At 69.4% G+C, this 10,271-nt stretch carries 7 protein-coding genes; 3 read left to right on the top strand and 4 right to left on the bottom strand.

The window, feature by feature from the left end:
* Positions 1-328: 328 nt before the first annotated feature.
* From ABZY11_RS39300 to ABZY11_RS39290, 3 genes are all read right to left on the bottom strand, one after another.
* Entirely contained in the window at positions 329-1,636 is a 1,308-nt protein-coding gene (locus tag ABZY11_RS39300) for a hypothetical protein (RefSeq protein ID WP_356483764.1), read from the bottom strand.
* 392 nt (positions 1,637-2,028) lie between these two features.
* Positions 2,029-2,586, bottom strand: a complete 558-nt coding sequence (locus ABZY11_RS39295; protein ID WP_356483763.1) for an XRE family transcriptional regulator — start codon at positions 2,584-2,586, stop codon at positions 2,029-2,031.
* A gap of 3 nt (positions 2,587-2,589) precedes the next feature.
* Positions 2,590-4,686, bottom strand: a complete 2,097-nt coding sequence (locus tag ABZY11_RS39290) for a helix-turn-helix transcriptional regulator (RefSeq protein ID WP_356483762.1) — start codon at positions 4,684-4,686, stop codon at positions 2,590-2,592.
* 147 nt (positions 4,687-4,833) lie between these two features.
* On the opposite strand from ABZY11_RS39290, the gene ABZY11_RS39285 reads away from it, so the two are divergent.
* Positions 4,834-5,259 carry a DUF4357 domain-containing protein gene (locus ABZY11_RS39285; protein ID WP_356483761.1) on the top strand — a complete coding sequence of 142 codons (426 nt, stop codon included), beginning with the start codon at positions 4,834-4,836 and terminating at the stop codon, positions 5,257-5,259.
* Positions 5,260-5,464: 205 nt separating this feature from the next.
* Positions 5,465-7,228, top strand: a complete 1,764-nt coding sequence (locus ABZY11_RS39280; protein ID WP_356483760.1) for a zeta toxin family protein — start codon at positions 5,465-5,467, stop codon at positions 7,226-7,228.
* On the opposite strand, the gene ABZY11_RS39275 is transcribed toward ABZY11_RS39280, so the two are convergent.
* Positions 7,200-7,511 (bottom strand): hypothetical protein, encoded by a 312-nt coding sequence (locus tag ABZY11_RS39275; protein WP_356483759.1) that lies wholly within the window; start codon positions 7,509-7,511, stop codon positions 7,200-7,202. The genes ABZY11_RS39280 and ABZY11_RS39275 overlap by 29 nt on opposite strands.
* A gap of 166 nt (positions 7,512-7,677) precedes the next feature.
* Between ABZY11_RS39275 and ABZY11_RS39270 the strand changes: the two genes are divergently transcribed.
* A partial coding sequence (locus ABZY11_RS39270; protein WP_356483758.1) for an ATP/GTP-binding protein occupies positions 7,678-10,271 on the top strand: 2,594 nt, incomplete at its 3' end.

The raw sequence follows: 10,271 nt of genomic DNA, 5'->3' as shown, positions 1-10,271 counted from the left end.
TTCCACGGGCCGAACTGTCAGCCGCACCGCACCCGGTACGGGTCAATTCCGGGCAACTTTCCATGGCCCACTTGCCCGACAATCGTCACCCAGCGTGCATGGTCCACGGAAAGTGAGCCAGAACCCGTTCTCGTGTACAAAGCCAATCAGGTAGACGCCGAGGCCCGCGAGGTGGTGGTGGCGGCTCTTGGCCTGACGTTCGGCGGTGGTGCGTCCGGCAGCCGGAGTCGGGCGTGTGGAGTGATCTGCCTCACATGGTGTCACAAAACCGGAGCCTCGGTGTCTTGAGGTCGCGCCTACGGCCACTGAGAACATCGGACTCATTCATCTAGGGTAGAAGCGGGCTGGATCGTGCCATCGCCACGAGGCGGCCCATAGAGGTTACGGTAAGAGAGTGACGCCCTTTACCCCCCGGAATCACTTCCGCCCGAACCAGGTTGGCGTCGAGTAGCATCTCCATTTGCTTCTGCATGGGCCCGGGGCTGGCGAAGTGGAACTCATCGTGCTGACCATATGTGCAAAATCCGCCTCCTGTCACTAGGTCATCAAAAAGCTGCCATGCTCTAGGCTTCACCCGGTAGCTTGCGTCGTGATAGTGCTCCGTACCGCGTTCGATGAGCCAAGCATGCAATACGTCCTTCCTGTTGCTTGACAAAAGGATTCCTTGCCGGTGGCGGTGAGCCCAGCCCGAGAATGTTTCAGCATAGCGGAACGAATCCCGCAGAGATTTCCCTAGAGCGTCGTACAGGAAGAGGAACTCGTCAGGCCCAAGGATGGGGGTGGAACTGGCCCTCCTGTCGCGTGAATACACATCGTGGCGCGTTTCGATGGCAGGCCCTACCTGATGGTCTCCAAGCGGGCGCAAATCTATGGGATCGTCCAAGCGCCCATGCAGTCGCGGCGTGGCGATTAGTGTGCGGACCACTTGCTCCGCGCCGCAGAGTACCCAACGCAGACCCGGCTGAGAAAAGGCCGTATCTCGCAGCAATTCCAGGACGCCCTGCAACTGGCGATGCCGTCGAATAAGTTCAAGGTTGTCGATAGTGCAGACGAAACCTCCAGCCTCGCCACCACTGAAGCATTCTTCTAGCCAGGCTGCGATTGTGGCGGGGAGGCCGAATTCGTCGTAACCGGAGGATGATGTGGCTGAACTCCCTTTGGTGTGTTGAGCGCCAAATCCGCCCGCGCTTCCACCAATCCCCCTGGTCTGCCAGACAGGATCCATAATCCACCGTCGAACAGCATCAGGATTGGGAAAGTGGTAGCCTCTCTGCTTCAAGGCTTCATGGTTCTTGATGAAGGCGTGCCCCAATTCAAGGCAGAGTCTCCTTTGGAAAGAGGCGGCCGTATCCATTGAATTCAGAGGAAGGGGACTGTCGAGAGGGATAAGTGGAGCATCTCCCTGCTGGAATCCTTGATTTAGGCGATACCCGACTACGGCGATGAGGCTTGTCTTCCCTACGCCTACTGGGCCATTGATCGTTGCGTGCAAGTTTCCGCTAGAAATCTTGCCCTGAAGGTCATCGATCTCGTTCTCGCGCCCGACAAGCATTTTGTCGCCTATGCCGGAACTCGGGATAGGGCGCACGTCATAAGGGCTGGCCCAGAATCCGCAGTCTTGCCACCATGCACCCATGGGGGCCTCCTGCTGTTCGCCAGTGTTTGGCTCCATCAATATTTTATGGAGGGTGCGACCGTCTCGCAGCTTTTAAGGGCGTTGTGGGCGTCGCACCGTCCGGAGTCTCACGGGCACGGACACCTGGGCGCTTGGATAGGCCGTCGACCAGAGACCGCTGACCAACGCGGCTCTGGCGGCTCACGTCGTTCCGTTACCCGAGAGCCGCACCGATACAGCCCCCGTCTGGGCTGAGTTACCCAGGGCGGCGCGAGCCATCAGCGAAGGACCGTCACGCCATCAACCACAGACTCACCGTCAATACGGCAGACTCAGCTCGCCAGGTCGAGCGCTAACTCGCCAGTTCAAGCGCTCAGTCACAGGAAATTCGGCGGTCACCTATTCGCTCCTGGTCAGTAATCCAGATCGAGGTAGTCGATGTCGTTGATTTCCACGTCCGACAGTCCCATAGCGCGACCGCCGCCGTCTTGGAAATACACTTCCTTAAACCCTTCGGCGATGATTCCGCGCATCTGCTGGTCGCTGGCCCCCGCGTCGCGGGCGTCGAAGAGGCGCTGCGCGTAGGCCGCGGGGAGGTGCACGGTGAGTCGCCGGAACCGTCCGTCGTCGGTCGTGCCGACCGGCGCGGTGTAGCCGAACCGGGCCCGGGTCTCCACCGTGATCCCGCCGGTGGTGGCGGCCTGCTTCTGCCGGCGCTTGCGCACCAGCGGCTGCCACCGCTGCCGTACGGCGTCGTCGATCTTGGCGGCGACGTCGGCGCGGGCGTGCTTGCGGGCGCCGCGCCGGTACCTGTTGACGGAGTCGGGGGTGACCCCGAGCTCCTGGGCGACGGCCTTCGCGGTGCCGAACTGCTTGAGCAGGAACCCGATCTGGCCCTTGAGGGTCTTGGGCGGGTCCTTGGTGAACGCCTCGCGGTCGGCCCGCTCGATCGCGTCGTCGATCTCCCCCACGGTCTACTCCCCTTCGTCCAGGACGGCGTCGCCGCCCTTGATGTGGCGGGCCGGGTTGAGGCCCTGTTCCATCAGGTCAACCGTCCACATCATCGACTGAACCCCCTCCAGCTTCGCCAGGCCCGGTGTGGGCCCGAGGCGGAACCCTCCGGGCTGCGGCTTGCCGGACGCCGCGTACGGCAGGAAGTCGAGCGGGCTCTCACTGGGTGAGGGGTAGACGACGCAGTCGGAGAGCACGGCAAGCGGGAACAGCCCGGTCATCTTCGCCATGTTGTTGAGCTTGCGGTGCATGTTGACCCGCGCCTTGGAGATGACGGCGGCACGGATGTCGGGGCGCCAGGTCGGCCGCTGAAGGGCCGGCCACCGTTCGCCGTCCTTGTAGTGCCGTCCCTGGGGGCGCTCTCGGAGCTTGCCGACGCCGCCCTTGACCGTGGCCTTGATAGCGGACAGGACGGCGGCCAGCGCCGGGTCCTTCTGCTTGTGCTGCTCCATCGCGGCCAGGAACTGCTGGTCGTTCAGGTCCTTGGTGACGCCGAGGTCGGCGAGGGTGTCGACGTACGCGTTCTTGAGCCGGTCGTGCCACGGGTCCAGGTACGCGCCGGTCTCGCGGCGCAGGTACGCCTCGATCGGGTGCACGTCGTGGCCGAGCTCCTGGGCGTAGGCGAGGGTGTGCGTCTGGTACCAGGCCGGGCCGGCCGGGCGGGTGCCGTCCGGCGTGAACGGGTTGGGCAGGCGCGGGTCCAGCTCGATGTGGGACAGGTCGACCAGCCACGAGCCGGGGATCTTCGGGTTGAACTTCGGGCCGACGAAGTGGTCGGGCGCCGACAGACCGACCGTCAGGCGCGCGGCGGCCGCGAGGAACGCGGTGTTGAGGTCGAGGCCGACCGCGTACGGCAGGACGCACTCCTCATCCGTGAGCGTTTCGACCGGCCGCACCCACTGGTACGCCTCCTCGTTGAGGAACCCTCCGGTCCAGCCGCTGTTGACGACGACGGGGTGCTCTGGGGTGGCCTCCGGCGGCGCCGGGTCCATCGGCTCCGTCCCCAGCGAGCCCGGGTTGTAGCCGGACACCCAGTTCCCGCTCTCTCCGTCGCGCTCCGGCTTCGTGGGCGGGCGCAGCGCTGTCATCAGCTCCAGCCCGGAGACAGCGGTGGAGCCGCGTGGGGTGATGACCCGGGTTGCGTAGACGCCAAGGACGCGGGCGATGTCGGCCGGCTCCATCTCGGCGACGCCGGGCCAGGACCGCTCATCGAGGGCGTCCCACGACAGGATCGCGAGCTGCACGCACTGCCGGTCGCGGCCCTGGGCCTTGCGGTAGATCCGGGCCCAGGGGCCGAAGCCTCGCTGGGTGAGCTGCCACTTAGCCTTCGCGACCTGCTTGACCACGGGGTGGTCCTCGGGCAGGCGCAGGGAGCGGCGCTGCTCGTGGCCTTCCAGGCGCTCGGGCAGTCCGAGCTTCACGGCGGCGGCTGCGGTGAGGACGATGAGCGGGTCGCTGTCCTTGCCGTAGCGGTTGAGCTTGGCGGCGCCGAGGCCGGACTCCTTGAGGGTCCACTCCACCAGTTCCGGCACCGTGGTGGCCGGGCAGTCCAGCACGATGCCGCCCGTGCCGTAGGCGGAGCCGTCGCCGTCCAGTACGGCGAGCGGGCCGTGGGGGAAGCGCGGGTCGGTCGCGGGCTTCGCCGGGCGGCGCGATGTCGCGGTCGGCCGGGCGGGACGCTCGGGCGCGACGGGGGCCTGAACCGGTGCGGCGGTCTCCGTCTCGGTGGCCTCGGGGGCGGCCGGGCCGGTGAACGTCTCCGGCACCGGGGCGGGCTGCGGCGCGGCGGCCGGGGTGGAGGGAGCTCCGTGGGCGGGGTACTTCGCCGCCCACCCGTTCAGCAGCCGCTGGTAGGCCTCCAGGCGCGGCGACTTCGGCTCGGAGCGGCCGTTCTCGTAGTTCTTCACCGTCTGCGTCGACGTCTTCAACGCGACCGCGAGGCGGGCCTGGGTGATGCCGGCGGCCTCACGCAGCCGGGCGCGCTCCGCCGGGGGCGGGAGCTGCGGCTCCTCCGCGAGTAGGGCGTCGATGTTCGCGAACAGCTCTTCCTCTGATGCCATGTTTGTCTACCTCCATCCCGAACCCTAGCAGCACTTTCCCTTACTTTTAACCCACTCTTTTAACCTGTTCCGAGAGTTTGTCTGCTAACCGCTCTCGCAGCAAAGTCGTTAGCAGGTAACATAGAGCGGTCGCCGAGAGGAGCCCAAGTGCCCACCGTGAGCTTTCACTTCGACCGGTCCTTCCTGGACAAGCTGACCGCAGCCGCCCCGGACGAGACCATCCACATCACCCTGTCCATCGACACCGCGCCGCAGCCCAGCGCGTCACCCGCTCAGGAATCGACCGCTGGCCAAGCGGTAGCCCCGCAGGGTCCGCTGGCCGAACTGCTCCTGCAGGGACTGCTGGAGCCCGGGGACGTGCTGTCGTTTCAGCAACGGCGGGCGGGCCGACAGGCCACAGCCACAGTGACAGCCGAGGGCAGGCTGATTGTCGAAGGCCATGCCACGCCCTACACCTCGCCGTCGAAGGCGGCGATCGCAGTCACGGGAAGCCCCATCAACGGCTGGACGCTGTGGCGCACCAAGAAGGGCATCACCCTCGATGCGCTGCGCAACCAGCTGCAGCAGGACTAACCAGCCCATTCACTGGCACCGTCCATGGCCCGACCCAGCCCCACACCCCGCATCGCGCGACCGATACCTGCTCGTGGAGGAGTACGTGAGCTCGCCGTTCCACCCCCTTCGGCCGGAAGTTCCGGGAGCGCCCGTGGACCCGGCTGGCGATCAGGCCCGGCATGACCCCGCATCAGCGGTGCTGCTGGGCGCTGTTCGGGGCGCGATGTCCCAGACGAAGCCCGTGGTGGTCTTCGTGGCCGGGCAGGCCGGCAGTGGCAAGACCCTGGTGATGGACCTGGTCCACGCGGCCCTTGAACGGCGGGGCGGTGTGGTGCGGGTAGAGCGTGACGCCTACAAGGCCGTCCATGTGCACTATCAGGAGTTCCTGGCAGAGGACGTGCGTACGGCCGGGATCAAGGTGCGCGCCGAGACCTACCGCTGGCAGGCCGAGGTGGAAGCGCACGCCCGCGCGTGCCGGTACGACGTGGTGGCGGAGGAGGCTCTGGGCGACCCGGCCGGGTGGCTGGCCTCGGTGGCCGCCTACCGCGCGGCCGGCTACCGGGTCGAGGTGGTGGCCCTGGCCGTCCCGGAGGCCGTGTCCCAGCTCGGTGTACTGGACCGGTACCTGCGGCTCGCCGAGGAGGGCCGGGCGCGGTACGTGGGGTGGGACAACCACGACGCCTGCGCGGCCGCGCTGCCCACGGCCCTGGCCGAGATCGAGGCCGGCCGCCTGGCCGACCGTGTCGTCGTCGTACGGCGCGCGGGCAAGGTCCTGTACGCCAACGAAGTCACCCCTGATGGCCGGTGGCTCCGCCCGATCGGGGCCCGGGAGGCGTTGCTGGCCGAGCGGTTACGGCCGTGGGACGCGGCAGAGACCGGCGCTTTCCGCCGCCAGCTCGCCGATGCCGACCGGCGTGCGCACGATCCGCGGCTGCCCGAGGACTGGGCCCTGGCGGTGCGACGCGACGCCGAGCGTGCCGCCGCCCTTGCCGAACCGCTGCGGCGCACTGCCCAGGCAACGACGGTGTCGCCCGGGACGGACTACCACCGGCTCTCCGCCGAGGAGCACCGCTGGATCTTCGACGAGCTGATCGCGCCGTCCCTTCTGGCAGGCATCACCGCCCAGGAGCGTCCGGTGGCGGTGTACGTGATGGGGCAGCCCGGTTCCGGCAAGACCGGCATGATGCCGATGCTGCGCCGCGCGCTGCGTGGCCGGCCGACCAGGATCAGCGGCGACGACTTCAAGGCCATGCACCCGGACTACTACCAGTTGCTGCAGGAGGAGCCGCGTACGGCGGGTGCCCGGATCCGGGCCGACTACCGGGCCTGGCAGGCGATGGCCGAGGCGTACGTGCGGGAGCGGCGGGGGGACGTGGTCATCGAGATCGCACCGTCCAGCGCGGCCGGGTTCCTCAGCAGCGCTCTGCTGTACCGGTCGGCGGGCTATCGGGTGGAGCTGGTGGTCCTGGCCGTGCGCGCGGCGGACTCACGCCAGGGCACCGCCGATCGCTGCGCGCAGGTGAACCGGCTCGGTGGCACGGGCCGGTTCACCACCGCGAGCGGGCACGACACCCACTTCGAGGTACTCGCCGAGGCGGTGGCGGCCGCCGAGCAGGCGGCGCTGGCCGACTCGGTGATGGTGCTGCGGCGCGACGGCAGCGTGCTGTACCGCGCCGACGCCGGCTCGCGGGACGGTCGCGCTGTGGCCGTGAGTGCGGCAGGAGCGTTGCTCGCCGAGCAGACACGGCCCTACACGGACCAGGAGGCCGCCCGGTTCTGGAACCTGCAGGACCAGCTGCGGGCCGAACTGCCCCACTACCGCGCCGACCTGGAACAGATCGACCGGATGGCACGGCCTCTGATGCCCGCGCGCCTTCAGCCGCAGCGCCTGCCCGCCGCAGCCGCAGTGGCCGCCCTTCCCCTGCCCCGGCCCCACGAAGACCGTGACCACCCGGCCACTACAGCTGATGCGGCCCCGGCCCCCTGAGCTCCCGCAGCCGGGCCTCGTAGAGCGCGGCGATGCGCTCCGCTTCTCCAGGGCCGCCCTCCTCCAGGGTGCTGAGGTCCTGCACGCACGCCCGTTGCCGGGCCATCAGCTGCTCCAGGCGTGCGGGATCGGGATCCGCAGCTCGCTGGACGGCCAGGATCTGCTGGCCGTACCAGGCAAACACCTGGCGTACCGCGTCGGCGGCGGCCGCCTGGCCGGGGCCGCGCGGGCCGGCCGGTGGAGGCGACGGCTTCTCGGGGGAGGGGGATGCCGGATCGTGCACGAGGACCAACCTTCACAAGGCGAGAACGATGACAAAAGGATCATTGTCGGCCGTGGCCGGTTTCCCGTCCACTGCCGGTGGCTGTCGGGCCCACCCCACCAGAGTGCAGCCGCCAGGACTCACCGCGTCATAGGTTGGGTCCGAGACGATCACCATTGGGGGGACCATGGCCGACCTGCGTGCGTTGTTCAGTTCGAACGACCCCATCGACGCAAGCGAGGCGTTCACCAATCGCCAGGGCCAGTGGGAGCTCGTCGCCACCGCGCTCGCCGAACATCTGCGGCATGTCACCGCCCCCGGCTTCGACCCCGCGGACCTTGAGGCGCCGCGCACCCATCTGGTCGTCTTCCACGGCGTGGGCGGCGTCGGCAAGTCCACGCTCATGCGCAAACTCGAAGCCGCGCTCGGCGGTACCCGGCCGGCACAGTGGGGCGAGCCGGTCTGGGCCGGGCACAGGATCCTGCCCGTCCGGATCGATCTGGCCCGCTCGGCCGGCACCACCTTCGAGGACGTCGTCCTGACCATCCGGGCCGCGCTCGCCACGACCGTCGCACGACCGCTGCCCGCCTTCGACATCGCACTGCGCCGCTACTGGGAGGCCCAGCACCCCGGTGACCCGCTCGACGCCTACCTCGAACGCGGCGGCCTGGTCAGCCGGTTCGGCAAGGCACTGCCGCAGCAGACACAGGCCGCCCTCAGCGACGTCGCCCAGGCCCTGCTGCTGCCCGGCACCGTCGGCTCGGTCGTCGGGGAGGTCACCGGCGCCCTGGCCGGCGCGCTGCGCGAGCGCCGCCAGACCGTGCGGGCCCTGGCCGGCTGCGCGCGGCTCGGCCCGCTGCTGGAGACCGAACCCGGCCTGGAAACGCTGTCCTTCTACCCCCACCTGCTGGCGTGGGAGCTGGGCCGTCTGCCCGACGGCAAGAAGATCACGCCGGTGATCCTGCTGGACACCTTCGAGGACACCGCCGACCGTCACCGCGACCTCGAACGCCTCCTGCAGCGCCTGGTGTGGCTGATGCCGAACTGCTTCTTCGTCATCAGCGGCCGGTCCCGGCTGCAGTGGGCCGACCCCGCGCTGCACGGGCAGCTCGACCACACCGGACCCACAGCCTGGCCGGGCCTGGCCACCGCGCCGGGCCCGGTCCCACCACCCCGGCACAGCGCACCGGGCGGGCGGCAGCACCTGATCGGCGACCTCTCCCCCGAGGACTGCGACGGCCACCTCGCCCGCCGCCTGGTCAAGGACGGCCGCCCCCTCATCAGCCCCGAGATCCGGGCCGTGATCACCGCCCGCTCCCACGGCCTGCCCCTCCACCTCGACCTGGCCGCCTCCCGCTTCCTGGAGATCCGCCGCACCCGCGAGCCGCAGCCCGCCGACTTCGATCACACCTTCCCCGCGCTCCTGGCCCGCGCCCTGTCCGACCTCACCGCCGACGAACGGCACGTCCTGCGCTCAGTGTCCCTGCTGGACGCCTTCGACCTCGACCTCGCCACCCGCGCCGCGGGACTCACCCACCAGGCACCCGCCCGGCGCCTGACAGAGCGACCCATCGTCACGGAAAACCCCTACGCGCTGTGGCCCTACCACCTGCACGGCGCGATCCGCTCCGCCCTCACCGAAGCCGACGACCACACCGACGACCACTGGACACCCGCGGACTGGCACCAGGCCGCCACCCGCGCCCTGGCCGCCCTCGGCGACCAATGGGCCACGACCACCGCCCTCACCCCCAGCCGCATCCTCCTCGTCGCCTGCCTGCGCCAGGGCCTGCGCCTGGCCCGCGACCACCGCCTGACCGACCTGGGCTGGCTCACCGAAGCCGCCTTCGTCTACACCGACGACTCCGTCTGGGAACCCCTCACCCCACCCACCACCCCGGCAGGCACCAGCACCGGGGCACCGGGCCCGGCACTGGACACGCCGGCCGATGCCGTGGCCGAGCTCCTCACCGCGATCACCCGCCGCCAGCACGAACACCGCCGGCGCACCGCCGACCGTCTCACCGCCGTCCTGGACACCGGCCTGCTGCCCACCGAGCTGACCGAGATGGCCCTGTACTACCGGGCCAAGGCGTACAAGGACCTCAGCCGGAACAATGCCGCCCGTGCCGGGATGCAGCAGGTCGCCGACACCGGCGGCCGCCTCGCCCCCAAGGCCCGCCGGGGTCTGGCCAACCTGGCCCGCCTGGCCGGCGACTTCCCCACCGCCCTGGCCGCCGTCCCCACCCTGGGCTGGAAGGGCCGCCACCACCGCGTCCTCGGCGACATCCACTGGTCCCACGCCGACACCGCCCAGGCCGTCGCCGCCTTCGAAGCCGGCCGCGCCGAAGCCGAGCAACACGGCGCCGTAGGCGAGCGCGCCATGACGCAGGTCCGCCTCGCCCTCGCCCTCTCCTTCGCCGACCCCGCCCGCGCCGGCGACGAGCTCGCTCTCGCCCACCAGCTCCTGAACGGCCTCGACCAGCGCTCCAACACCCTCCTCGCCCAGGTCGTCGCCCTGATCAAGGACGCCGGAACCGACAGCGTCACCGACCGCGCCCAGCACCTGCACACCGACATCGAGGCCGCCGGGCTCCCCTTCCTCCACCGCTTCGTGGAGCTCGCCCTCGCCTTCCACCACGCCGTCCGCGGCGAGGACCAGGACCTGGCCGCCACCATCAGCCGACTGCGCGAACTCACCGCCACCGGCGACTTCGCCTACTTCACCGACATCGCCCACTTCATGGCCGCCCTGCCCCTGCCAGAACCCTCGACCACCCG

This window comes from Streptomyces sp. NPDC006510 (genome assembly GCF_040611955.1).
GTDB lineage: Bacteria > Actinomycetota > Actinomycetes > Streptomycetales > Streptomycetaceae > Streptomyces.
Note: the sequence above shows the minus strand (reverse complement) of the source record. Positions and strands in the feature narration are given on the sequence as shown.